At 70.2% G+C, this 23986-nt stretch carries 22 protein-coding genes and 2 tRNA genes; 13 read left to right on the forward strand and 11 right to left on the reverse strand.

The window, feature by feature from the left end; all coding sequences use genetic code 11:
• Positions 1 to 553: 553 nt before the first annotated feature.
• The 5 genes from PQS31_RS16520 to PQS31_RS16540 form a co-directional block, all read right to left on the reverse strand.
• Positions 554 to 1117: a DUF3016 domain-containing protein gene (locus PQS31_RS16520; protein WP_272763947.1), complete on the reverse strand. Its 564-nt coding sequence runs from the start codon at positions 1115 to 1117 to the stop codon at positions 554 to 556.
• 261 nt (positions 1118 to 1378) lie between these two features.
• Positions 1379 to 2593 carry an RtcB family protein gene (locus PQS31_RS16525; protein WP_272763948.1) on the reverse strand — a complete coding sequence of 405 codons (1215 nt, stop codon included), beginning with the start codon at positions 2591 to 2593 and terminating at the stop codon, positions 1379 to 1381.
• 61 nt (positions 2594 to 2654) lie between these two features.
• Positions 2655 to 3776: a slipin family protein gene (locus tag PQS31_RS16530; RefSeq protein WP_272763987.1), complete on the reverse strand. Its 1122-nt coding sequence runs from the start codon at positions 3774 to 3776 to the stop codon at positions 2655 to 2657.
• Positions 3777 to 4193: 417 nt separating this feature from the next.
• Positions 4194 to 4259 (reverse strand) — tRNA-Thr (locus PQS31_RS16535).
• A 1-nt stretch (position 4260) separates the two neighbouring features.
• A tRNA-OTHER gene (locus PQS31_RS16540) sits at positions 4261 to 4330 on the reverse strand.
• A gap of 684 nt (positions 4331 to 5014) precedes the next feature.
• On the opposite strand from PQS31_RS16540, the gene PQS31_RS16545 reads away from it, so the two are divergent.
• The 3 genes from PQS31_RS16545 to PQS31_RS16555 all read left to right on the forward strand — a co-directional run bounded on the left by PQS31_RS16545 (position 5015) and on the right by PQS31_RS16555 (position 7425).
• Positions 5015 to 5674 carry a murein L,D-transpeptidase catalytic domain family protein gene (locus PQS31_RS16545; protein ID WP_272763949.1) on the forward strand — a complete coding sequence of 220 codons (660 nt, stop codon included), beginning with the start codon at positions 5015 to 5017 and terminating at the stop codon, positions 5672 to 5674.
• Between the two features lie 88 nt (positions 5675 to 5762).
• Complete coding sequence (locus PQS31_RS16550; RefSeq protein WP_272763950.1) at positions 5763 to 6737, forward strand: L,D-transpeptidase; 975 nt, start codon at positions 5763 to 5765, stop codon at positions 6735 to 6737.
• Positions 6738 to 6741: 4 nt separating this feature from the next.
• The gene (locus PQS31_RS16555; RefSeq protein WP_272763951.1) at positions 6742 to 7425 is read left to right on the forward strand and encodes a M23 family metallopeptidase; all 684 of its coding nucleotides are present in this window, start codon (positions 6742 to 6744) and stop codon (positions 7423 to 7425) included.
• Positions 7426 to 7430: 5 nt separating this feature from the next.
• Here PQS31_RS16555 and PQS31_RS16560 read toward each other — a convergent pair whose 3' ends face one another.
• Positions 7431 to 8066 carry an arylesterase gene (locus PQS31_RS16560; RefSeq protein WP_272763952.1) on the reverse strand — a complete coding sequence of 212 codons (636 nt, stop codon included), beginning with the start codon at positions 8064 to 8066 and terminating at the stop codon, positions 7431 to 7433.
• Positions 8067 to 8164: 98 nt separating this feature from the next.
• On the opposite strand from PQS31_RS16560, the gene PQS31_RS16565 reads away from it, so the two are divergent.
• Positions 8165 to 8881 (forward strand): ABC transporter ATP-binding protein, encoded by a 717-nt coding sequence (locus PQS31_RS16565; RefSeq protein ID WP_272763953.1) that lies wholly within the window; start codon positions 8165 to 8167, stop codon positions 8879 to 8881.
• Entirely contained in the window at positions 8878 to 11406 is a 2529-nt protein-coding gene (locus tag PQS31_RS16570; RefSeq protein WP_272763954.1) for an FtsX-like permease family protein, read from the forward strand. Before PQS31_RS16565 ends, PQS31_RS16570 begins: the two co-directional genes overlap by 4 nt.
• Before the next feature lie 41 nt (positions 11407 to 11447).
• Here the strand turns inward: PQS31_RS16570 and PQS31_RS16575 are convergent, their stop codons facing one another.
• Positions 11448 to 11705: a hypothetical protein gene (locus PQS31_RS16575; protein WP_272763988.1), complete on the reverse strand. Its 258-nt coding sequence runs from the start codon at positions 11703 to 11705 to the stop codon at positions 11448 to 11450.
• A 160-nt stretch (positions 11706 to 11865) separates the two neighbouring features.
• Here PQS31_RS16575 and PQS31_RS16580 point away from each other — a divergent pair, with 160 nt between their 5' ends.
• From PQS31_RS16580 to PQS31_RS16590, 3 genes are read left to right on the forward strand one after another with little or no spacing between them, the layout of a single operon-like run.
• Positions 11866 to 12930: a class I SAM-dependent methyltransferase gene (locus PQS31_RS16580; RefSeq protein ID WP_272763956.1), complete on the forward strand. Its 1065-nt coding sequence runs from the start codon at positions 11866 to 11868 to the stop codon at positions 12928 to 12930.
• Entirely contained in the window at positions 12927 to 13634 is a 708-nt protein-coding gene (locus PQS31_RS16585) for a pseudouridine synthase (RefSeq protein WP_272763957.1), read from the forward strand. Before PQS31_RS16580 ends, PQS31_RS16585 begins: the two co-directional genes overlap by 4 nt.
• Entirely contained in the window at positions 13627 to 14310 is a 684-nt protein-coding gene (locus PQS31_RS16590) for an HAD family phosphatase (RefSeq protein ID WP_272763958.1), read from the forward strand. The genes PQS31_RS16585 and PQS31_RS16590 overlap by 8 nt, the downstream gene beginning before the upstream one ends.
• 207 nt (positions 14311 to 14517) lie before the next feature.
• On the opposite strand, the gene PQS31_RS16595 is transcribed toward PQS31_RS16590, so the two are convergent.
• Positions 14518 to 15561 carry a cation diffusion facilitator family transporter gene (locus PQS31_RS16595; RefSeq protein ID WP_272763959.1) on the reverse strand — a complete coding sequence of 348 codons (1044 nt, stop codon included), beginning with the start codon at positions 15559 to 15561 and terminating at the stop codon, positions 14518 to 14520.
• Positions 15562 to 15724: 163 nt separating this feature from the next.
• On the opposite strand from PQS31_RS16595, the gene PQS31_RS16600 reads away from it, so the two are divergent.
• From PQS31_RS16600 to PQS31_RS16610, 3 genes are read left to right on the forward strand one after another with little or no spacing between them, the layout of a single operon-like run.
• Entirely contained in the window at positions 15725 to 16660 is a 936-nt protein-coding gene (locus PQS31_RS16600) for an ankyrin repeat domain-containing protein (RefSeq protein WP_272763960.1), read from the forward strand.
• The gene (locus tag PQS31_RS16605; protein ID WP_272763961.1) at positions 16657 to 17616 is read left to right on the forward strand and encodes an ankyrin repeat domain-containing protein; all 960 of its coding nucleotides are present in this window, start codon (positions 16657 to 16659) and stop codon (positions 17614 to 17616) included. The genes PQS31_RS16600 and PQS31_RS16605 overlap by 4 nt, the downstream gene beginning before the upstream one ends.
• Positions 17613 to 19814, forward strand: coding sequence for a hypothetical protein (locus PQS31_RS16610; protein ID WP_272763962.1), 2202 nt, complete (start codon positions 17613 to 17615; stop codon positions 19812 to 19814). Before PQS31_RS16605 ends, PQS31_RS16610 begins: the two co-directional genes overlap by 4 nt.
• Positions 19815 to 19852: 38 nt before the next feature.
• Here PQS31_RS16610 and PQS31_RS16615 read toward each other — a convergent pair whose 3' ends face one another.
• Positions 19853 to 20401, reverse strand: coding sequence for a DUF1415 domain-containing protein (locus PQS31_RS16615; RefSeq protein WP_272763989.1), 549 nt, complete (start codon positions 20399 to 20401; stop codon positions 19853 to 19855).
• An 8-nt stretch (positions 20402 to 20409) separates the two neighbouring features.
• Positions 20410 to 20892, reverse strand: coding sequence for a YajQ family cyclic di-GMP-binding protein (locus PQS31_RS16620; protein WP_272763963.1), 483 nt, complete (start codon positions 20890 to 20892; stop codon positions 20410 to 20412).
• 228 nt (positions 20893 to 21120) lie between these two features.
• On the opposite strand from PQS31_RS16620, the gene PQS31_RS16625 reads away from it, so the two are divergent.
• Both PQS31_RS16625 and PQS31_RS16630 read left to right on the forward strand, forming a co-directional pair.
• Entirely contained in the window at positions 21121 to 22035 is a 915-nt protein-coding gene (locus PQS31_RS16625; RefSeq protein WP_272763964.1) for a DMT family transporter, read from the forward strand.
• A gap of 67 nt (positions 22036 to 22102) precedes the next feature.
• On the forward strand, positions 22103 to 22642 hold the full coding sequence (locus PQS31_RS16630) for a DUF1453 domain-containing protein (protein ID WP_272763965.1): 540 nt from the start codon (positions 22103 to 22105) through the stop codon (positions 22640 to 22642).
• Between the two features lie 348 nt (positions 22643 to 22990).
• On the opposite strand, the gene PQS31_RS16635 is transcribed toward PQS31_RS16630, so the two are convergent.
• Positions 22991 to 23635, reverse strand: a complete 645-nt coding sequence (locus PQS31_RS16635; RefSeq protein ID WP_096210443.1) for an OmpW family outer membrane protein — start codon at positions 23633 to 23635, stop codon at positions 22991 to 22993.
• Positions 23636 to 23986: the final 351 nt, after the last annotated feature.

The following is a 23986-nucleotide window of genomic DNA, read 5'->3' on the forward strand; positions in this document are numbered from 1 at the left end:
AACAGAGCTTCCGCGCTGTTCGCGCGGCTTACTTTTGTCTTGTCAAAAGTAAGCACGACAGCGCCGATGCGCTGGCGAACGGCGAAGCCGGCCCGAAGGGCGAGTGCCGAAGGTGCGAGTCAAACCGCCATCGCCGGACGCGATCCGCCGCATGACGCCGCGGCGGGTCCCTGCGCTTCTCGGTCAGCGGGGCACGCAGCCCAAACTCGCTGCGCTCAGACATGGGCTGCTCTCCGGCCCCGCCGCCCTGCGATGCTCGGCTCGCTTTACGGCTCGAACGTCAAGGGCTGGAAGCCAAAGCCAAAGCCAAAGCCAAAGCCAAGGCCAAGGCGAGCGCCAGAGCCGAAGTGGACGCTCGAGCTGAAGCAGCCATCGAGGCAAACGCTGCCGAGAACAGTGCCGAAGGGCGAGTGCCTGCAAGGATCCTGCAACCGCCTGCGAGCCTCGACCAGCCCGGACGCACCAAAATCTGTCCCTCGCCGACCGGCGCCATTGTTTCGTGCGCAAGAAAAAAGCCGCGCGATTGCGCGGCTCTTTCCGATCGAACCAATTCTCAGCGCTGCGCGATCGCAGGCCGCAGGTCGCGGCGCAGCCAGTCGTCGATCAGCTGCTTCTCGTACCGCAGGGCATCGTTGTTCATCGCGCTGCCCGCGCGATTGAGAAAGCCCATGTCGCGCAGTTCGCGCGGCCCCTCGGCGATCACCCGGCCGTCGGTGTCGCGCAGCACGAAGTCCAGATCGATCCGCGGCGGGTAGTGGTCCTTGATGATCCGCACGTGATCCATCTGCGGGCCGCGCCAGGGCTCGTACATGCCGGCGCGGCGGATGTCGCGGATGGTCACGTCCAGCGTGCTGCCGGCCGGCAGTTCACGCTCGGCGCGCTGGCGCACGTAGCGGGCGATCTGTTCCACCCAGTCGCCGCGCCGTGCCTCCCATCGGTTGCCGCTGAACCGGATGTCCGAAAACGCTTCCGGATCGGTCCACTGCACCGCCACCGGGCTGTCGCCGGCCAGGCTGCGCGGCAGATCGGCATCGGTGACGTTGCGGGCGGCGAGCGCAGGGGCCGCGATCGCACTGAGCGCAGCGGCGAGCAGCAGGGGCAGGGAACGGCGGTTCATTGCAGTTGCTCCGGTTGCGCGGGCCGAGCGCGGCCCGCTGACGTCCCCGATCATGCGCCCGTCGGGCTTAACCTGCCATCAAATGGCCCGGCTCGTTCAGGCCAGCAGACTGGCGGGTCCGGACGCGGAACCGTCGCCCGCGTCGCCGCCTGGGCGCTGCTCCGCCGGCACGGATGCGTCCGGTCGCCGCCGCACCTCCGCATCGCCGATGATCCGGAGAAAGGGGCCGCCCCCATGGGAGCGGCCCGGTCGTGACCCGTGTCAGCCTTTCACGCACACCACCTGACGCAGGGTGTGGACGATTTCCACCAGATCGGACTGCGCCGTCATGACCGCATCGATGTCCTTGTAGGCAGCCGGTGACTCGTCGATCACCGACGCGTCCTTGCGGCATTCGACGTGTGCGGTCGCCTCCCGGTGCTGCGCCAGCGTGATCTGCTGGCGTGCCGCGGTACGGCTCATGACGCGGCCGGCACCATGGCTGCAGCTGTGGAAGCTGTCCGCGTTGCCCAGCCCGCGCACGATGAAGCTCTTCGCGCCCATGCTGCCGGGAATGATTCCGAGCTCGCCGGCCTTCGCGCTGACCGCGCCTTTGCGGGTCACGTAGAGCTCCTGCCCCGAATGGGTCTCCTTCTCGACGTAGTTGTGATGGCAGTTCACCGCCATCTTCTCGAGCTGGAACTTCGGCAGACGATGGCGCAGTTCGGCGAGCACCCGCGCCATCATCGCCTCGCGGTTCTCGCGCGCGTAGTCCTGTGCCCAGGAGACGGCTTCGACGTAGTCGTCGAACAGCGGTTCGCCCTCCATGAAGAACGCGAGGTCCTTGTCCGGCAGATGGAAGCCCAGCACGCGGTGCTCGAGCTGCGTGCGCGCCTGTTCGATGAAGTAGCTGCCGATCAGGTTGCCGGTGCCGCGCGAGCCCGAATGCAGCATCACCCACACGGCGTCCGATTCATCGAGGCAGAGCTCGATGAAATGGTTGCCGCCGCCGAGCGTGCCGGTCTGGCAGCCCAGCTTGTCGGTGCGCACCTTGCGGTGCTTCTGCTTGATCACGTCCAGACGCTCGACCAGGCCGGACCGCGCGATGCGCGTGGCGATGCCGTCGGGCAGCTTCCAGTGCTCGCCGCCGCGACCGTTGCCAACCGGCACTGATCGCTCGATGCCCGAACGGATCTGCGCGAGGCTGTCGGGCAGGTCCTTGGCGCGCAGCGTGGTCCGCACCGCGGCCATGCCGCAGCCGATGTCGACGCCCACCGCGGCCGGAATGATCGCGCCGCGGGTCGGGATCACCGAGCCCACGGTCGCACCCTTGCCGAGGTGTACGTCCGGCATCACCGCGACCCACGGTCCGACGAACGGGATCGATGCGATGTTGCGCAGCTGGTCGTGCGCCTGGTCTTCCAGCGGCACGCCGCGCACCCAGCCCTTGATCGGTGTGGTGCCCTCGGCGTGCAGAAATTCGAATTGCGTACTCATATCCGTGTCCTTTGCGTTCCATCGAAGCCCGCGCGACGCATCCCTGCATCGCACGGGTGTCCTACTTCATCGTCACCAGCTGCTTCAGCACGCCATCCAGGCCGCCGAACACGGTGAGCGTGTCGATCTTCTCGGTGACCTTCTCCAGCGCCTCGAGTTCCTTGAGGCGCATGAGGATCGGACTCTCCTCCACGAGCTTCGCGGTGTTGAGCAGGGAACGCGTGGCGTTCGCCTCCTCGCGACGGCGGATCACGTTGGCCTGGGCCGCCTTCTCCGCCTGCACGACGCCGTTGAGGATCGCCTTCATCTCGCCCGGCAGGATCACGTCCTTGACGCCCACGCCCAGCACCTCGATGCCGAGCCCGCCGACCTGACCGCGCACGTACGCGAAGATGTCGGCATCGAGCGAGGCCTTGTCACCGAGCAGCGCGTCGAGCGTTCGCGACGCGACCACCTTGCGCAGGCCGTACTGCAGTTCGCGGTAGAGGTGGTCGCCGAACTTCGCCACCTTGGTGCGCGCGGCGACGGGGTCGGTCACGCGCATGCTGGCGGCGAGGTTCACGCGCAACGACACCCTGTCGCGCGTCAGCAGCTCCTGGCCCGACACCTCGACCGATTGCACGCGCAACTCGATCACCTCGGCGACCACGTTCTTCTGAAAGTTCCAGAAGGCGTACGCGCCCGGGCCCAGCGTATCGAGCAGCTGACCGTCCACGAACACCAGACCGGCCGACTCCACCGGCACGTCCACGACGACCGCGACCTTCGACAGCGTGCCGAGCTGGCGCAGGCGGCGCATGACGTCCGCGCGCACGGCGAGGCCGGCGGCGAGCGACACGCGCTCGACCGCCACCTCGACCAGTCCGCGCCAGTACAGGCGGCGCGAGCCCGGCGGCAGCACGTCTTCCAGCTTGCCGTGCTTCGACACCAGGCCGACCTCATCGGCGCCGATGTCGGCACGCACGAAATGCGCCTCGAGCGCGGGTCCCAGTCGGGCAATCAGCGCATCGACATCGTGCCCGGCATATTCCGGTGCTGTGATGTTGAAGGTGCGCACCTCGACCCGCGACAGCGGGTCGAACATGCGATGCACGCCGGGGCCGAGCACGCGCTCGAACTGACGATTGCGATACACCAGGCCGCGCTCGCCGTCACCGATCACGACCCGCTTGGTCCAGAACATGCTGTGGATGTTCACGGCACTCTCTCCATGGTTTGGCACTGGTGGTCCGATCCGAAGTGTCGTCCCGCCGCGGTGGATCGGTTCCCGCGGCGGTCGTGCGTACACATCGCGCTGTGACGCGCGATGCGGTGCGGGACGAACCCCGCGAAGAAGATGGACACGGCCCTGGCAGCGCTGCCGCGGAGCGGGCGTGCTCCCGGCGCGGAGACGCGGTCCGGACGCACGCGACGCAATGGATTGCGGTTGCGCACGTTGCGAACCGGTCCGCGTGCCTCGAGGACGCGGGCCCGGCGACGGATCTGCTGCGGCGGCCGACAGGGCGACACGCCGGAGCGCATCGGATGACGGCACGCCGCGCAGGCCGTGTCCTGGTGTGGAACTCGCGTTCCGGTGTCATGACGTGACAGGTCATGATGTTTGGAGCGGGAGTCGAACCCGCGACACTCGGTTGACTAGACCGATGCTCTTCCTCTGAGCTATCCAGTGGTGGACGAACCGGATTCGAACCGGTGACCTTCGGCCTGCGCCGCTGCTCTCCCTCTGAGCTATCGCCCGCTTCGGTACATCGCCTCGCACGCGACGGCATACGCCGCGGCAGTGCCGTGCGCACCGGATGGGCGGCAAACCCAATACCGCTGGCGCGTGCTCGTCGATGGTCCGATCGATACCGCGTGGCATCGATTCTTCAAGCAGGGCCGGACCCGCCCGCTGCCCGTGCCCGGCATCGGGGCACAGCGTTCCACGCCATTTACCGGCGAACGCCTGGCAGCTGGATTCCCATAATCGGAACCGGGGTTCCGGATGCCTCGGGAAGATAATGTCGGCCCTGCGGATTCATTGAACTCGCTTCGCGAACGCGCAAACGAAAAACGCCCCCGGACAGATGTCCGAGGGCGTTCGCGTGCCTCGGAGATCGGGGTGGCCGATCTCCATGGACGTGAAGATCAGTCGGGAATACGGCTCAGTCCTGCCTGCAGTGCAGGCTTCGCGCACGCGTCAGCTGCGCGCTGGAAGCGCGGCCGGAGAAGCATGTAAGCGTGTGAGCGTGCGATTTTCATGGAAGGTCCGTTTGCGGACGTGCCGGTCTGGAGGATCGGCGCGCACGATACATCGACTTAATCGGGTGCGCAAGGTTTATCGGAAAATAATCCTGCGGACCGATGAGCGGTCGAATATCCGGAAGCAGCGGATGGGACGTGTTGACGCATCGCGCAGCACCGACGCGCTAGGCTCCGGCCATGCGCGCATGTCGTCTCCATTCGATCTGGCTGGCCGGTCTGCTGGCCTGTTCTTCGGTGCGCGCCGCCGACGCCACGCTCGACACGCTGGCGGCCGCGGCGCCTGCACTCGATCGCGAGGTGCTGTCGCTCGCACTCGATGCGCGCGCGTGCGCGGCGCGGGATCGCGACGTGGGGCGTCGACTCGCGATCATCGATTACGGGCGCCCGTCGACCGAGATCCGCATGTGGATCTTCGATGTCGAGACCGGGCGCCTGCTGCATGCCGAGCACGTGGCGCACGGACGCGGGAGCGGCGGCGACCTGGCCACCGCGTTTTCCGATGTCGAAGGCAGCCACCAGTCCAGCCTGGGGCTGTTCGCGACCGCCGAGACCTACATCGGCGAGAACGGCTATTCGCTGCGCCTGGACGGCCTCGAGCCCGGCATCAACGGCCGTGCGCGCGAGCGGCTGATCGTCATGCACGGCGCCGATTACGTGGACCCCGACCAGGCACGGCGCCAGGGCCGGCTGGGCCGGAGCTGGGGTTGCCCGGCGGTCCGCAGCGCGGCGGCGCGCCCGGTGATCGATGCGCTGAAGGATGGACAGGTGCTGTTCGCCTACGCCCGCGACCGCGCGTGGCTCGACGGCTCGGCCTTCCTGCACTGCGGCGCACGCTGAGCACCCGAGTGCCGGGCTTCACGCCGGGGCTGCGCCACCAGCCGGCAGGATGCGGGCCACGTCCGCACCCGGATCCTCTGGAGGTCGCATGTCCACACGCCACTCACCGCGCGCACTGGCCTGGTGCCTCGCGCTGCTCGTCGCCTGCCTGCCGCTGCATGCCGCGCTGGCCCGGGACGCCGCACTCGACGTCGATGCCGTGAATGCCGCCGCGCACGATGCCGGCGATGCCGCGCTGCTGCGCGCGCAGGTGTTGCTCGATCGCGCGCATTTCTCGCCCGGCGAGATCGATGCGCGCGGCGGCACGAACACCACACGTGCGCTGGCCGCGTTTCAGCGTCACCGCGGCCTCACGCCCAGCGGCGAACTGGACGCCGAGACCTGGCAGGCCCTGACCGCGGACGCGCCCGCGGCACTGATCGAGCACACCATCCGCGCCGAGGAGCTGGCGGGCGCGATGCGCGCCTTGCCTGAGGACATGATGGACAAGGCCGAACTCGACGCGCTGGGGTTCGAAACCCCGCTCGAAGCGCTGGGCGAGCGTTTCCATGCGGCGCCGGCGCTGCTGCAGCGGCTCAATCCCGGTGTGGCGTTCGCAGCCGGCCAGCGCATCGTGGTGCCGAACGTCCGCGATGCGGCGCCGCTGCCCACGCCCGAGCGCGTGGTCGTGAGCAAATCGGACTCGGTGGTCCGGCTGGTGGATGCCGAGGGCACGGTATTCGCGCAGTTCCCGGCCTCGACCGGCAGCGAACGCGACCCGTTGCCGATCGGTGAGTGGACGATCGACGGCGTCGCCACCGACCCCACCTTCCACTACAACCCGGCGCTGTTCTGGGACGCCGATCCGGCCCACGCGAAGGCCGTACTGGCGCCTGGTCCGAACAATCCGGTGGGTACGGTCTGGATCGACCTGTCGAAGCCGCACTACGGCATCCACGGCACGCCGGAGCCGGCGAACATCGGCAAGACGCAGTCGCACGGCTGCATCCGGATGACCAACTGGAGTGCGCGCCGGGTGGCCGAGGTGGTGCGTCCGGGCATGACGGCCGTGCTCGAGGAGTAAGCCGATGCGCCGGATCGGCCTGTGGGGCGCACTGGCGGCGGTGCTGCTGCTGGTGAACGTGGCGGTGTTCGTGTGGCGCTCGCCGGCGCCGCCGCAGCCGGCGGCCGCGTCCCCCGCGCCGATCGCTCCCGCAGCGGAACTCACTCGCGAGGACGCGGTGATCGATCCGGACATCGGGCCGCGGCCGACGACGCAGGCCCCGAGCCCGGTCGCGCCTGTGCGCGTACCCACGTCATCCGCGTCAGATACGCATCCACCCACGCTGCTGCTGCCGGTGCAGGGCGTCGACATCGCGGACGTCCACGACACCTTCGACGACGCGCGCGGCAGCGAGCGGGTCCATGAAGCGCTGGACGTCATGGCGCCCGAGGGCACGCCGGTCCTCGCCGCGGCCGATGGCCGCGTCGAGAAACTCTTCACCAGCGACCGCGGCGGCCTGACGATCTACCAGTTCGACCCCACCGGCACGTGGAGCTACTACTACGCCCACCTGAAGGCCTACGCCCCCGGGCTCGCCGAAGGCATGCAGGTGCGGCGCGGTCAGGTGCTCGGCACGGTGGGCAGTACCGGCAACGCCGATCCCTCGGCGCCCCATCTGCACTTCGCGGTGTTCCGGCTCACGCCGGAGCGGCAGTGGTGGACCGGCACGCCGGTGAACCCGTGGCCGCTGCTGGCCCGGGACCCCTGACGCCGTCAGCGCAGCAGCGGACGCAGCGCCGGCCAGACGTGATCCAGGATCTTGGCCTGCGCCTCCACCGTGGGGTGCAGGTTGTCGTCCTGGAAATTCGCGCGGTCGGTGGCGATGGGTTCGAGCAGGAACGGCAGCAGCGGCACGTCGAAGGTGTCGGCGAGCAGCCGGTAGTTGGCTTCGAAGCCGCGCGTGTACTCGGTGCCCAGGTTCGGCGGCATGCGCATGCCGACCAGCAGCACCTGCGCACCGACGTGCTGCGAGGCGCCGATCATCCGCGCCAGATTGCGGCGCGCCTCGGCCAGCGGCAGGCCGCGCAGTCCGTCGTTGGCGCCGAGCGCGATGACCACCACCGCCGGCCGCTCGCGCACCACCGCCTGCACGATCCGTGACGCGCCGCCGGCGCTGGTCTCGCCCGAAATGCTGCCGTTGACGACGCGCCAGCCGGGGGCCTCGCGCTGCAGGCGGCGTTCGAGCAGGCCCACCCAGCCCTGGTCGGCGGACATCCCGTAGCCCGCCGAGAGCGAATCGCCCATGACCAGTACGGTCTTCGCCGCGCCAGCGGGCGAGGGCGCGGGTGCGGTCTGTGCCGGCGCGACGAACGCACACAGCATCAGCAGGCAACCGATGGCACATTGCATGGAGGCGCGGATGGCCTCATACCGGACGCGCTTAATCATCATTTAAACCTCGTCTTCGAAGATGGCCGCCATTCGTGCAGGCCCATCAAAGGAACATCATGGCCGATTCCAACCCAGCGCAGGCTGAAACCCGCCGCGCCCTCGTCGTCGAGGCCCTCGGCAAGCGCGTCGCGCTGCCGTCGGGCGAACTGACCATCCTGCAGGACGTGGGCTTCGCCATCGGTCACGGCGATACGGTGGCGATCGTCGGCGCCTCGGGCTCGGGCAAGAGCACGCTGCTGTCGCTGCTCGCGGGTCTCGACACGCCGAGCACCGGCACGGTGGTGCTCGACGGCGCGCCGATTTCGACCCTCGACGAGGACGGCCGCGCGAAGGTGCGCGGCGAGAAGGTCGGCTTCGTGTTCCAGAGCTTCCAGTTGCTGCCGTCGCTGACCGCGCTGGAAAACGTGATGCTGCCGCTGGAGCTGCGCGGCGACCGCGACGTCGAAGGGCCGGCGCGCGACGTGCTCGCGCGCGTGGGCCTGGGTGAGCGCCTGGGCCATTATCCGCGCCAGCTCTCGGGCGGCGAGCAGCAGCGCGTGGCGCTGGCGCGTGCCTTCGTCACGCGGCCGTCGCTGCTGTTCGCCGACGAGCCCACCGGCAATCTCGACACCGCGACCGGCCAGTCGATCATCGAGCTGCTGTTCGCGCTCAATGCCGATGCCGGCACCACGCTGGTGCTGGTCACCCACGACGACCACCTGGCGCAGCGCTGCACGCGCCGGCTGCGCATCGACAGCGGGCGCCTGGTCGCCGACGAGGCGATGCCCGCATGAGGACGGCTGCGCTCGCGTGGCGCCAGCTGCGCCGCGATTTCACGGCCGGCGACATCCGCATCCTGTTCGCCGCTCTGGTGCTGGCGGTGGTCGCGGTCACCGCGGTCGGGTTCGTCACCGATCGCGCCGAACGCGCGCTGGCGATCGAGGCCAACCGTCTGCTCGGCGGCGATGCGGTCGTGCGCGGCGATGCGCCGATCGAAGGCGCGCTTCGCGATGCGGCCGATGCGCCGGGTCTCGAATCGGTCGACACCGTCGAACTCGACAGCATGATCCGCGTCGGCGCGGGCGATGCCGCGGCGTTGCAGCTCGGCGACGTGCGCGCGCTCGGCGACGGTTTCCCGCTGCGCGGCAGCTTCCTCATCGCCGGCGCCGACGGCGTCGAACGCAACGCCGAGGCCGTACCGGAACCCGGCACCGCCTGGATGAGCCGCGCCGGTGCCGACACGCTGGGCGCGTCGGTCGGCGATACCGTGCTTCTCGGCGACCGCAGTTTCCGTCTGACCGCGCTCGTGCTGCAGGAGCCGGATGCGTCGATCGACTATTTCAACGTGGCACCCAAGGTCTTCCTGCACCTGTCCGATCTCGAAGGCACAGGTCTGATCCAGCCGGGCAGCCGCATCCGCTATCGCCTCGTCATCGCCGGTGACGCGAACGCGGTCGACGGCTTCGCCACGACCGCGCGCGCGACTCTCGGCCGCGGCCAGCGCCTGGAGACCATCGGGGACGCACGCCCGGAAGTGCGCTCGGCGCTCGACCGTGCCGGTCGCTTCCTCGGGCTCGCCGCGCTGGTCTCGGTGATCCTGGCCGCGGTGGCGGTCGCGATGGCCGCGCGCCAGCATTCGGCGCGGCATCTGACTTCGGTCGCGGTGATGCGCTGCATGGGCGCGCAGCAACGCACGCTGGTCGGCATCCATGTCGGCGAACTGCTGCTGCTCGGCGTGATCGCCTGCACGCTGGGTGTGGTCATCGCGTTCGGTCTGCAGTGGGGCATCGGCCGCTGGCTGGAATCGCTGCTGGGCCTGTCGATTCCCGCCGCCGGGCCGATGCCGGCGCTGCAGGGCTACGGCGTCGGCCTCGTCGTGCTGATGGCCTTCGGCGCGCCGCCCGTGCTGGCGCTGCGCCGCGTGCCGGCACTGCGCGTGCTGCGGCGTGACCTCGGCGGCTTCGAGCCGAGCGCCTGGCTGGTCGGCGGTGCCGGTTTCGTCGGTCTCGCCGCACTGCTGTGGTGGAAGGCCGGCTCGGCGACGCTCGGGGCGGCGATGCTCGCGGGCATCGCCGCGACGTTCGCCGTGCTCGCGCTGCTGGCCTGGGGCCTGATCGCGCTGGTGCGCGCGCTGCGCACGCGGCTGCGCGGCAGCCTGCGCTACGGCCTGGCGAACGTCAGTCGGCGCGCCGGCACCAGCGTCGCCCAGGTCACCGCGCTCGGCCTGGGCCTGATGGCGTTGCTGTTGCTGACCTTTGTGCGCACCGATCTGCTCGACCGCTGGCAGCTCGCGCTCGGGCAGGACGCGCCGAACCGCTTCATCATCAACGTGCAGCCCGAGCAGCTCGATCCGGTGCGTGCCTTCATCGCCGAGCAGGGCGTCGATGCGCCGGTGCTGTTCCCGATGATCCGCGCGCGCCTCATCGAGCGTAACGGCGAACCCGTGCGCGGCGAGGATTACGCCGGCCGCAGCGGCGACGAGGCGCAGGACCGGCAGGCCCAGCGCCGCGCCGAGCGCGAGTTCAACCTGTCGATGCAGACCGATCTGCGCGACGACAACCGGGTCACCGCCGGCACGTTCTGGGGCGAGACCGCGCCGGCGACGCCGGAAATCTCGGTCGAGGAAAACTTCGCCAAGGACCTCGGTTGGCAGCTCGGTGATCGCATCGTCTTCGACATCGCCGGCCAGCGCTTCGAAGCGCCGATCACCAGCTTCCGCAGTATCGAGTGGGAGAGTTTCCGGCCGAACTTCTTCGTCGTCGCCTCACCGGGCGCGCTGGACGGCTATCCGGCCAGCCACATCACCGCGGTGCGCGTGCCGCCCGAGGCGACGCGGTTCACCGCCGATCTGGTGCAGCGCTTTCCCAACCTGTCGGTCGTCGATATCGATGCGGTGCTGAACCAGGTGCGCAGCACGGCTGATCAGGTATCCACGGTGGTGCAGGTGGTGTTCTGGTTTTCGCTCGCCGCCGGCGTACTGGTGCTGCTGGCCGCGGTGAGCGCCAGCCAGGACGAGCGCCTGCTCGAAGGCGGCGTGATGCGGGTGCTCGGTGGCAAGCGCGCGCAACTGCGACTGGCGCAGGCTTCGGAATTCGCGGCGATCGGACTGTTGTCGGGCCTGGTGGCGGCGATCGCCGCCTCGGTGCTGGCCGGCGTGATCGCCGTGCGGGTGTTCGACCTGCCGTGGACGCCGAACTGGACCCTGGCCGCCGTGGGCGGCGGGATCGGTGTGCTGATGACGTTGCTCGCCGGGCTGTGGGCGACCCGTCGCGTGCTCGATGCGCCGCCGTCGGTGACCCTGCGCGCATTGCAGGAGTAGGACCACGCGCGCCCGGCATTGCATGCCGGGCGCGCGCACGCTCAGCCGACGATGGTTTCCTCGGCCTCGAACCGCCGCGCGTACTCGCGCTCCTCGCTGACCCGCTGCACATCCTCGTGTGCGATGTCCGGCCCGCCGTAGACCGCATAGACGATCTCGTCGTCGCGCTTGCCGATCGCGTGCAGGCGGTACCGCGACTGGCCGCCGCCGGTGTCGGGCGGGTAGCGGTGCGGTGGCTCGGCGCCGTCGAGGTCGAGTTCGCTGTTGTCGATCGTGCCGCCGACGAACAGGGCGTGGATGGGCATCGGGATCTCCTCTGTCTGGGAATGCGCCCTCATCGTGCAGACCGGGATGTTGCGGTTCCATCAATCTCGCGTTGGCATGGCGTGCGGAGGCCGCCTCGGCCGGTGGTGCGGGTGGGCCGGTAGAATTCACGGCCGTCCCGTTCCGTCCGAGCCGATGTCCGATCCCGCACTCGATGCCCTGTTCCTGCCGCTCGAACAGCGTCAGCTCGCCTGGCCCGACGACGGCGCGCTGTTCCTGCGTGCACGTGCAGGCGTGCCCACCACCGGTGGACGCTGGCCGGGCCTGGTCTGCGAACAGAGCTTCAAGCCGCTGCATGCGGCCCTGCAGCGCGCCGGGCTGGACGCGCTCGACGGCGAGCCCGACGACGCGGTGTTGCCGCGCAGGTCGCTGGTGCTGGTGCTGCCGCCGCGTCAGCGTGACGAGTCGCGCGCGGTACTGGCGCGCGCGCTGCAGGCGGTGAGGCCGGGCGGCTGGGTGCTGGCCAGCGTGGCCAACGACGAGGGCGCGAAATCCGCGCAGGACGATCTCGCGACGCTCGCCGGCAACATCGGCGCGCTGTCGAAGCACAAGTGCCGTGTGTTCTGGGCCCAGGCCGGAGAGACCGTCGACACCGCGCTGGTCGAGCGCTGGGCCGCACTGGACCGGCCGCGCGACGTGCTGGGCGGCCGGTTCCGCAGTCGCCCGGGTGTATTCGCGTGGGATCGCATCGATCCGGCCTCCGCCCTGCTGGCGTCGCACCTGCCGACCACGTTGGCCGGGCGTGTCGCCGACCTCGGTGCGGGCTACGGCTATCTGTCGGCCGAGCTGCTGCAGCGCTGCCCGGGCATCACCGCGCTGGATGTGTTCGAGGCCGAAGGTCGCGCGCTGGCACTGGCCCGGCACAACCTCGCCGCCATCGACACGCGCGCCGCGCTGAATTTCCATTGGCACGACGTCACCACCGGCGTGCCGCCAGGCTACGACGTCGTGGTCAGCAATCCGCCGTTCCATGCGCACGGCCGCGAAGGCCGGCCCGACATCGGCCGCGCGTTCATCGCCGCCGCCGCGGCCGCGCTGAGGCCGGGCGGCGCGCTGTGGCTGGTCGCCAACCGCCATCTGCCCTACGAGGACGTGCTGGATGCGCGCTTCGGCGAGGTGAGCGAGGTCGCGTCCAGCGGCGCGTTCAAGGTGATCCACGCCGTGCGTGCGCGCGCGTCGGCGGCGAAGGCGCGCGCGTGAAGCTGGTCAAGCTGCTGGCGAACCTCGGCTATGGCAGCCGCAAGCAGGTGACGTCCATGTTCCGCGAGGGCCGGATCACCGATGCGGCCGGCGAGGTGCTGTACACGGACGACCAGGTCGGTCACGACACCATCCGCGTCGACGGCGAGCCGCTCGACCCGCCGCAGGGCCTGACCCTGATGCTGCACAAGCCGGCCGGCTACACCTGCTCGAACAAGGACATCGGACGCCTGGTCTACGATCTGCTGCCACCGCGGTTCCGGCTGCGCGCGCCGGCGCTGTCGAGCGTGGGCCGGCTGGATCGCGAGACCAGCGGCCTGCTGCTGTTCACCGACGACGGCCAGCTGCTGCACCGGATCATCTCGCCGAAGGCCGCGCTGCCCAAGGTCTACGAGGCCACGCTGGCCGAGCCGCTGCGTGGCAACGAAGGCGTGCTGTTCGCGAGCGGCGCGCTGCTGCTGGAGTCGGAAACCACGCCGCTGAAGCCCGCGGTACTCGAGGTGATCGCCCCCACGCATGCGCGGCTGACGATCACCGAAGGCCGGTATCACCAGGTGCGGCGCATGTTCGCGGCCGTGGGCAACCACGTCGACGCCCTGCATCGCTGCCGGGTCGGTGGTTTGTCGCTCGGCGATCTGCCCGAGGGCGCCTGGCGCGTGCTCGACGCCGGCGACGTCGCGACGCTGATGGCGGCCCATGACTGAGGTCGCTCCGCTGGCGTTCCGCCCTGCGGCGGTGATCTTCGACATGGACGGCCTGCTGCTCGACAGCGAGCGTGCGATTCTCGACTGCTTCCGCGCCGCTGCTGCCGGGGAAGGCGCGGACATCGAGCCCGACTGGTGGCTGGGCATGATCGGTCTGGGCGATGCGGTCTGCCGCGAGATGCTGGTGGAACGCGTCGGCGCGGCCGCCGCCGACGCCGTGCTGGCGCGCGGACGGTCCGCCTACGTGGCGATGGCCGAGGCCGGTCTGGCGCACCGCCCGGGCGTCGTCGCACTGCTCGATGTCCTCGCACGGCACGCCATCCCGCGCGCCGTCGCGACGTCCACGCGCACGCCACTGGCCCAGCGCAAGCTCGCGGCCGCCGGCTTGCTCGCGCATTTCGACGCGGTCTGCACCAGCAGTGACGTGGAGGCGCCGAAACCGGCGCCGGATGTCTATCTGCTCGCCGCCGCGCGGCTCGGCGTGCCGCCGGCACAGTGTCTGGTGCTGGAGGACTCGCCGACCGGCGTGCGCGCCGCGCTGGCGGCCGGAATGACCGTCATCCAGGTGCCGGACCTGCTGGCACCCGACGCGGACGCGCGGGCGCTGGGGCACCGCATCCTCGACTCGCTGGATGATGCGCGGGCGCTGCTGGCGCCGCACTTGACGATGCGCTGAGTGGCCGGCGCCCGGTCCGGCCGCTGCTCACGCGGCCCGACCGGCCTCGCCTGCGCGCGCGCCGCTGGGCGCGTGGCCTGCCCCGTGCGCGCCGCCGCTGCGCCTGGGGACACCGGCAGCGGGCAGCGGCGCTGGAACTGCTCGCGCCGTCGCGCCGTTGTTCCGGTCCGGCGGCCGGCGCGGGCTCCGGGGCGACCTCGACCGGCCTCAGCGGCGTCCGTCATGCGGCGGGTCGCCGCCGGCGTGCCCATGCCGGTGCGCGACCGCGCCATGGGCGTGCACCGGGCCCGACGGCGCTGCGGCGACCAGTGCGCAATCGTCCGGCGGCGCGTGCACCACTTCCACCGTGGAATGCTCGATCGCGAAGCGTTCGGCGAGCGCGCGTTTGACCGCAGGCACCACACGCGCCGGCTCGGCGCCGTCGGCGAGGCCCAGCTCCAGCGTCGCCAGCACCCGGCCGGAGGTGATCGACCACACATGCACGTGGTCCACGGCGGCAACCCCGGGCACCGCATCGAGCAGATGCCGGCGCAGCACCGCGATGTCGACATCCGGCGGCGTGCCTTCCATCAGGATGTGGAAGGCGCCGCGCAGCAGAGCCCAGGCACTGCGCAGGATCAGCAGGCACACCAGCACCGAGAGGATCGGATCGATCGCCATCCAGCCGGTGAAATGGATCACCAGCGCCGCGACGATCGCCGCGACCGAGCCCAGCAGATCACCCAGCACGTGCAGCGTGGCGCCCTTGATGTTGACGTGCGCCTGGTCGCCGCGGTGCAGGATCCAGAACACCAGGCAATTCACCAGCAGGCCGACCACGGCGACCGCCAGCATCGGCCCGGCCAGCACGTCGCCGGACATGCGCAGCCGCCGGATCGCCTCCCAGACGATCCAGGCGACCAGCGCGAACAGCGTGAGCGCATTGATCAGGCCCGCCAGCACCTCGAAGCGCATGTATCCGAACGTGCGTCGGGCGTCGGATGCGCGGCGTCCGATCCGGAACCCCACCCAGGCCAGCAGCAATGCCGCCGCATCGGTGAGCATGTGCCCGGCATCGGCGATCAGCGCCAGCGAGCCCGACAGCACGCCGCCGACCACTTCGACCAGCATGAAGCCCGCGGTCAGCACGAAGCCGGTCAGCACCACCCGCTCGTTGTTCGACGAGACCGTCGGCGCGTGGCCGTGACCATGTGCATGCTCGTGATCGTGATCGTGATCGTGATGGACGGGATGGACGGGATGCGGCGTCATGCGGGAATCCGGAGCGATCCGGCGGGGACGCCGGCACATGCGCATGGTGCGCCATCCCGCGCGCGCCCGGCGCGTTCAGGCATCACGCACATCCGGCCGGCGGGCATGCGCTAGGCTGGCGGTCCGGTTGCGTCGGGATGCGCGAAGGATCGCTATGACAGGGATGGAATCGACCCGCGGCCCGGGCGGCATCACCGGTGCGACACGCACCTGCCGTCTCGTGGCGCTGCTCGTCGCGGCGTTCATGTTGTCCGCCTGTGTGCTCGCGGTGCCGTCGGCGGACATTGCCGGCGAACGCGCCGCCGCGGCCCGGGCGTTCGACGATCCCCGGGCGCAGGCCCTGGCGGTCGCGGCGGCGACCGGAGATGCCGACGCCGTGCGCCGGCTGATGCAGGGCGAAGGCGTCGATCCCGACACGATCTTCTGGGGATCGAGCGCCGGCACCCCGTTGTTGGCCTGGCCGATCGTCCGCGGCAATCCCGACGGCCTGCGCGCGATGCTGGAGAACGGGGCGGATCCGAATGTCGCCAAGGCCTACGAGACGCAGGACCGTGGGATCAGGAACAACGCCAACGCGATGGTCTGGGCGGCCGAGCAGGACGATCCCGTCTATCTGCAGATACTGCTGGATCACGGCGGAGACCCGGACACGCGCAATGCCAACAACGAGGCGTTGCTGTTCCACGCCTTCATCAAGCAGAACCAATGGCGCAATGTTCACCTCCTGATCGAGCGCGGCGCGGACATCGATGCCCAGGTGTCGCCGGGCAGCACGATCGTCTCGAAGTACGCGGTGCGTGGCGGTTTCGAGATGACGCACTGGTTGCTCGAGCGCGGTGCCGATCCGACGCTCGACTACGCTTACAGCCAGCCGGTGCGCTCCACGGATTCACACACGATCAGAGCGATTTTCTGGCACCCCGGAAATCCCGACGACCCGAGCTGGCAGATCGCCTGTCAGCGTTGGCTGCTGGCACGCGGGATCGCACGCCCGCCGATGCCCGAGCAGTACCGCAGGATGCGACAGACGTTCGGCTTTCCGTATGAGGAAGACCGGATCCCTCTGCCCGACACGGATGACACGGGGAACGCGACATGACGTCACCACACGAAATTGCGCGAGAACCGGTGCCCCGGTTTCCGTTACGCGGTGCGGCGCGGCCCTGGCGTCTGCTGTCGGTGCTCGTTGCGGCGCTCGTACTGTCCGCCTGTGTGCTCGCGGTGCCGTCGGCGGACATCGCCGGCGAACGCGCCGCCGCGGCTCGGGCATTTGACGATCCCCGGGCGCAGGCCCTGGCGGTCGCGGCGGCGACCGGCGATGCCGACGCCGTGCGCCGGCTGATGCAGGGCGAAGGCGTCGATCCCGACACGATCTTCTGGGGATCGAGCGCCGGCACCCCGTTGTTGGCCTGGCCGATCGTCCGCGGCAATCCCGACGGCCTGCGCGCGATGCTGGAGAACGGGGCGGATCCGAATGTCGCCAAGGCGTATCCGCGCGAGGCCGGTCGCTCTCAGACCAACCATTCGAACGCGATGGTCTGGGCGGCCGAGCAGGACGATCCCGTCTATCTGCAGATTCTGCTGGATCACGGCGGAGACCCGGACACGCGCAATGCCAACAACGAGGCGTTGCTGTTCCACGCCCTGATCAAGCAGAACAAGTGGCGCAATGTGCAGACGCTCGTCGAGCGCGGCGCCGACGTGAACATCCTTGCGGGGATGGGCGGCACGATCATGGGGCACTACGCCTCGAGCGGTGAGTTCCCGAAGGTGCACTGGCTGCTCGAGCACGGCGCCGATCCGACGCTCGACTACGCCTTTGGCGAACCGGTGCGGTCGCCCAGTTCACATACGATCGAAGGCGTGTTCTGGCACCCCGGAAATCCCGACGATCCGAGCTGGCAGATCGCGTGCCAGCGCTGGCTGCTGGCACGCGGGATCGCACGCCCGCCGATGCCCGAGCACTACCGCAGGATGCGACAGACGTTCGGCTTTCCGCATGAGGAAGACCGGATCCCCCTGCCCGACATGGATGACACGGGAGACGCGACATGACGTCACGACACGAAACGGCGCGACACCTGCTGGCCGAGCTGCGGGCGCGCGGCACGGCGGACGCGGCCGAGGCTGCCGAGCGCCTGCAGGCCGCCCATCACGCGCGGGAGATGGCGCTGCTGTCCCAGGACGTCTACGACGCCGCACAGCAGGCCGGCGCGCCGCCTCCGGGATGGATCCGCGCGACTGCGGGCCTCGACATGCTGCGCTCGGCGTTGCCGGGACTCGACATGACGGACGTGCAGCTGCGGGATCTGCTCTCACCAGAGAAGTCCGGGTTCCGCGCCGAAATCTATCTTCCTGACCCGGCGGTGCTGGGGCCGGGCTACAAGCCGACCGTGGTCTTCAAGGGCTCGACGGGCGAGGTCATCGAGAACGGACAACGCCGTGACACGACGCTGGAAGATTTCCTCGGCAACAATCTGCCGCAGTCATTCGGGCTGCGCACCGATTACTACGATCGGGCCATGGATCTGGCCACGGAGTTGCGAAAGCGCGGCGTCGATTTCGATCTCGCCGGGCACAGCCTCGGCGGCGGCATGGCGTCCGCCGCCGCGGCGGTCACGGGCATGCGCGCGGTCACGTTCAATGCCGCCGGCCTGCATCCGGATACCGCGGCGCACTACGCGCGCGACCGCGGTCTGCCGCTGTACGACCCGCGTGACAGCGTCACCGCCTGGCAGGTGCAGGGCGACCTGCTCAATGACGGCGTGCAGACCGAGGTGCGCGGCATGAGCGATCTGCAACGCGCCCGTATGGATACGCTGTTGAGCAACACCGTCGATGCCATGCGCAGAACGCCGGCGGGGCGCGACTATCTGGAAGCCCGTCTGGTGGCCGCGGTGCCCGAAACCTCGCAGCCGGCCGTGCGCGCCTTTCTCGACCAGCTGCAGGCGGGAAACACGGCGGAGCGGATTCGCGAGCTGCCGGAAGCGGCCGGCGTGCGCAAGCCGGCGCTGGTGGCAATGACCGCGCAGGAACGGGCGCTCGTCGAACGCGAGGACCGGGCGTCACTCGGTGAACTGCAGCAGCTGGGCGGCCCCGTGCTGACGGTGCTCGCGATGGGCGCGCGCGGCGCCAACGTCGGCGCCATGTTCGGGCAGCGCGTGGCCGACAGCGGACGCATGGCCGGCCTCGGGATCGAAGGGACCGGCGATGTCGCCCGCGGCGCCCTCGGCGCCGGCGGCGCACATCTGGAGCAGACGTTCCGCGGGACCGGCCTGGCGCTCCAGCACGGCGCGCAGGGCCTGGGCGAGTTCGGCGCGCAGGCGCGGATGGTGGGCGCGCAGACCGAGGCCGCCATGGCACAGGCCCAGGGCTGGGCGCAGTCGACGGCCGCGCGCGTCCAGGGCGGCCTGCTGCGCACGCTCGGGCAGACGACAGGCGCGGTGTCCGGCACGTGGCGGGAGGATCTGGAGGCGCGGGCGCAGCGCGTCGAAGCTGCAGGCGATGCGGCGCGCGCGCGCGGCCACGCCGATGCCGCGTCCGCGATCGAACGGGGCGGATACGAGGCGCAGGTCCGCCGGACGTTCGCAGGCGAGGTCGGCGGGCATCTGCGCGCCGGGACCGAGACCGCCGGCGCCCGGGGGCGGGACCATCTGGTGTACGTGGGCGATCGGCTCGACGCGGGCCTCGAGGTGGTCGGCGCCCGGATCACCTCGACCACCGCGCATGCGCCCACGCTGGGCGCGGGCCTCGGCGGCACCACGGGCGTGCTGACGGCCGGCGCCTCGACCTTCAACCCCGGCACGCCGTGGGGCCGGCTCAACTGGTCCGGCGCGGTCGAGCTGGTGCGCGAGGCATCGCCGGGCGTGGTCGAGGCGGTCGAGCGCCACGGCATGGGCTCGGCGATGATTCCGAGTCTGGAACGTCATATCGGCGAGCAGGAGGCGGCGGCTCGGGCGCTGTTGCAGCGCGACCGTGTCCAGGCGGGCGAACCGGCGGCCTCCCGCTCGGGCCTGTGGTCCGGTCAGAGCGGACAGGTGCTCGATCGTCTGATGGCGGCGGTCGGTGCGGGCGATGCCACGGATGCACGCCGGGCCACGCGCGCCTTGCTCGAAACACCGGAGGCGGCCGCATGGCTGGCCGAGGGGCAGGCGCGCCTGGCGCTCCAACAATGCCCGGACGCCACCCGCCCGGCGATGCAGGCGCCGCATGCGGCCCCGACAGCCGTCGACGCCACTGAACTCGCCCGCTGATCGGCCGCCACCGTGCGTGGCCCGCAGCGGGCACGCATTCAGTCCTTCGCGTCGAACACCCGGGCCCAGCCCGCATGCCCCAGCCGCTCGAGCGTTTGGACGTTGCGGTCGGGGATGGAATCGGGATCCGGAAACGCGTCCACCGCGCGCGCCACGCTGTCCTCGCGCAACAGGTGCAGCGTGGGATACGGCGCGCGGTTGGTGAAGTTGGTGATGTCGTCGGGCGCAGTGCCGGCGAACTGGTAGTCGGGGTGGAAGCTGGCGACCTGGAGCACGCCGTCGAGCTCCAGCGCCTCCACCAGCCCGTCGGCCTCGTCGAGGAAATCGTTGTAGTCGAGGAAATCGCCGAGCACCTGCGGGTGCACGACCAGCGTGGTGTCGATCTCGGCGGCGTCCGTGTCGCGCAGGCGCAGCAGTTCCTCGCCCAGCTGTTCGAGCAGCGCCTCGGGCGTGGTCGCATCGCTCAGCACGAAGCGCACCTGGTTCTTGACCAGCACCGCCTTGGCGAAGGGGCACAGATTCAAGCCGATGACCGCGCGCTCCAGCCACAGGCGCGTATCGGCGATCGGGTCGGCGCTGCGCTGCACGACGCGGCTCAATCGCGGAAATTGTCGAACTGCAGCGGCAGTTCGAAATCGGTACCGCGCAGCAGCGCCATCGCCGCCTGCAGATCGTCGCGCTTCTTGCCGGTCACGCGCAGTTTGTCGCCGTTGATCTGGCTGTCGACTTTGAGCTTGGCGGTCTTGAGCGTGGTCTGGATCTTCTTGGCCAGCTCGCGTTCGATGCCCTGCTTGACGGTCACCGTCTGCCGCGCGCCGGCGAGATTGGTCTCGATGTCGCCGAAGTCGAGACACTTGATGTCGATCTTCCGCGCGGCCAGGCGCTGGCGCAGGATTTCGGTCATCTGCTGGACCTGGAACTCGCTCGGTGCCGACTGCTTGATGGCCGAATCCTCAAGCTCGAACTTCGCATCCACGCCCTTGAAGTCGAAGCGCGTGGTCAGTTCGCGATTGGCCTGGTCCACGGCGTTGGTGAGCTCGTGGGTGTCGACTTCCGAGACGATGTCGAAGGAGGGCATGGGGCACCTGCGATGGGACGAAGGCGCGCAGGGTACCGCACCCGTGGCGGGCGTTCCGGCGTCGACGGCCGCGCCGGGTGGGGCGGGGGGCGCGATGCCGACCTCGCCGGCGCCGTTGGTCCTGCCTCGCGTCGTCCGCGCCCAGGACAGGCGTGCGCGCGGCCGCGCGTCCTCGTGGCGGCGACGGCCGTGCGAGGATGCGCGTCCGTTCGTCACGCTGCTGCCCGCATGTCCGCTCCCGCGACTCCGACCCACGCCCGCGCCGCCGCCCTGTGGATGCTGCTGGCGGTGCTCGCGTTCGCGGGCATGGATGCGGGCATGAAATGGATCGCCGCGGATTACCCGGCCTTCCAGGTGGCGGTGTTCCGCAGCCTCGCCACCCTGCCGCTGGTGTTGGGCTGGATCGTGCTGCGCGGCCGTGCGGGCACGCTGCTGCGCATCCACTGGCCGTTGCATCTGCTGCGCGGGGCGCTGGGCGTCGGCATGATCGCCGGCTTCGTCTACGGCCTGGCGCGGATGCCGCTGTCGACGGCGTATGCGATCGTCTTCGTCTCGCCGCTGATGGTGACCGCGCTGGCGGTTCCGCTGCTCGGCGAACGGGTGGGGCCGCGCCGCTGGACCGCGATCGCGATCGGGGTCGTCGGGGTGCTGGTCGTGCTGCGGCCCACCGGCGAGGGGGTCGCCACGCTGGCCGGGCTGGCCGTCATCGGCGGCGCCCTGTGCTACGCGATCGCCTCGATCGCGGTGCGTTCGCTGGCCCAGCGCGACAGTCCCGAGGCGCTGGTGTTCTGGTTTCTGGTGCTGATGGCGGTGTTCGCCGGCGTGCTCGCCTGGCGTGACTGGCGGCCGCTGCAGGTCGAGCATCTCTGGGTGCTGGCGCTGATCGGCGTGACCGGCGCGCTGGGCCAGGTGGCGTTGACCCATGCCTTCCGGCTGGGAGAGGCCAGCCAGGTGGCGCCGCTGGAGTACACCGCGCTGGTGTGGGTGGTGCTGCTGGATCTGTTCGTCTGGCAGGTGCTGCCCGACGGCATGACCTGGCTCGGCGCCGCCATCATCGTCGCCAGCGGGCTGTACATGTTCCGGCGCGAGCGGGTGGTGGCGGTACCGCCGTCGCATCGTCCGGACACGACACCGCCGCCGTAGCGTCGTCATCGTCCCGCCCGGTGCGATCGTCGATCATCGCGCGTTCCGCCCGCCGTCCCGCGCCGACATGCCCATCCTGCTGCTGATCGTCTTTGCCCTCGTGCTGTTCGCATTGATGCTGCTGCTGTGGCCGCTGGCACTGTGGAACCGCTACCGCGTGGGCACCTCGCGCCGCCAGCCCGTGCGCTGGCTCACCCGGCTCAACGCCTGGTTGATTCCCGCCTCGGCGGTGCTGTTCCTCGGCGGCATGGCGATCACCGAGTTTTTCGTCGCCCACGCCCTGCCGTACGCGGCGCTCGGCGTGCTCGCCGGTCTCGGCACCGGCGCTCTGGGCTGGGCGCTGACCCGGGTGGAGCATCGGCCGGGCCAGGTCTGGTACACGCCCAACCGCTGGCTCGTGCTGGCCCTGACCGTCGTGGTCGTCGCCCGGGTGGTCGGGGCGATCTGGCAGGCCCTGGCACGCTGGCGCGGTGACGAGGCGGCACTGGCCGCCTGGGGCGCGCTCGGCGAGCCGGCCGGCCTGTTCGCCGTGGCCGGCCTGGTGATCGGCTACCACGCCGCCTACGCGGTGCTGCTGCAATGGCGGCTGGGGCCGTGGCTGCGCTGAGCGCGGATGGTGACGCGCGCCACAGATGCGGCTCACGGTGCCCATTCCCGTGAGCCCGCCCGGTCGTGATCCGGCCGGGACGCGACGCGACCATCCGGATCGGGCGCCGGGTCGCGGCACGTGCTGCTGCGAACGGCGTTCCACCTGCCGTCGGGTCCGGTGCGGTCCTTGGCCAGGAGTGAACAACTGCGCGCAGCGTCCCGGAACGACCGGCAGCGGATCGCTTCCGCGATACGCGGTCCGCCCAGGCCGGAACCGATGCCACGGCGCCCGGGTCTCGCCGAATTCCGGCCAAAAAAAGACCCGCCGAAGCGGGTCTTTTCGGGTGCACGCCTCTGGAGAGAGAGGTCAGAAACGCGCGCCGATACCGAAGCCGACGGTCCACGGGTCGAGCTTGAGCTCCTGTCCCGTGTTGACACCCGCCTCGCGCACGTCGGCGCGACTGCGCAGGTACCGCGCGTCGGCGCGCGCGAACCAGGTCGGGGTGATGTTCATGTCCACGCCGACCGTGCCGATCGCGCCCTTGGGCGTGGTCAGCGACACGTGGTTGCCGCCCGGGTTGAGGTCTTCGTTGTCGATGTTGGAGTGGTGATAGCCCAGGCCGACGAACGGACGGAAGGTGTTGTCCACGTCACCGAAGTGGTACTGGCCGCTCAGCGCCAGCGGACGCTGCTCGACGGTGCCGATCTTCGCGCCGTCGGCGCGCACGCGGTGGTCGAACGAATCCAGCGCTCCCCAGAGCTCGGCGCTGATGTTGTCGGTGAAGTTGTAGGAGACGGATGCCGTCGGCGCCGGGCCGCCGTCGACCTTGATGCCGTCGTTGCGGCCGGTGTCGTTGTTCGGCTGCAGCAGCGTGGCGCCGCCGACGACGGAGAAGCGCTTGCCGGCCGCGGTGTCGCTCTGGCCGAACGAATCCTGCGCGAATGCGACGGGCGCCGCTGCAACGGCGGCGAGGGTGGCGAGGGCCAGGGCGTGGGTACGGAACTTCAGCATGGGGATACTCCTCTTCTTTTTGATGTCGACGCCCGCGGCCGGGCCGGTGGGTGTCGTGTCGCGGCCGGCGGGGGCCGGCGCCGCGACCTTCCTCTGCGGGAAGGCCGGGCCATGCTGACCATCAATTCCTGAATGCGCGATTGGCGGAATCTGAAGGAATCCCGACTCTTCACCGTGTCTTCGGGAACCCGTCCGCGACGTTCAGTGCCGGTGCGGCGAGGACGCGGTTTCCGGGTCCGCGGCCGCGGAATGCGCCCTTGAATGCAGGCCGAACGGCGAGGGTGCGACGGAGTGTTCCAGCGGTCCGGCGGGCCGTTGCGGCGACCGGGCTGCGCCAGGGTGCCGGCGCGC

The sequence above is a fragment of the Luteimonas sp. BLCC-B24 genome, from assembly GCF_028550595.1.
GTDB lineage: Bacteria > Pseudomonadota > Gammaproteobacteria > Xanthomonadales > Xanthomonadaceae > Luteimonas.